This is a genomic window from Sulfitobacter sp. HI0040 (assembly GCF_001634885.1).
In the GTDB taxonomy this organism is placed as follows: Bacteria; Pseudomonadota; Alphaproteobacteria; order Rhodobacterales; family Rhodobacteraceae; genus Sulfitobacter.
In genome coordinates, this window is sequence record NZ_LWEX01000434.1 from 1 (window position 1) to 365 (window position 365).

Below are 365 nucleotides of genomic sequence, written 5' to 3' on the forward strand. Positions count from 1 at the left end.
GTCCAGATAACGATAGCGCAGGCGCGTCTCCTCGGGGTATTCCTGATCGCCGAAAACCATCAGCGGCAGTTCCGCCGCGGCGCCCAATACCTCCAGGTCGCGAATGTAGACCTCGATCTCCCCTGTGGGGATCTTGGGGTTCACCAATTCCTCGGCGCGGGCCTTCACCACACCGTCAATGCGTATGCACCATTCGGCCCGCACCTTTTCGACCTTTTTGAAAACCGGGCTGTCCGGATCGCAGAGAACCTGCGTGATGCCATAGTGGTCACGAAGGTCTATGAACAGCACGCCGCCGTGGTCACGCACCCGGTGCACCCAACCGGCAAGCCGGACGGTCTCGCCTACGTTTTCCTTGCTCAGTC

At 60.5% G+C, this 365-nt stretch carries 1 protein-coding gene; it reads right to left on the bottom strand.

Annotated elements, in window-relative coordinates:
* On the bottom strand, nt 1–363 hold a 363-nt coding region (locus A3728_RS17970; RefSeq protein WP_236630553.1), incomplete at its 3' end, for an OB-fold nucleic acid binding domain-containing protein.
* Between the last annotated feature and the right edge of the window lie 2 nt (nt 364–365).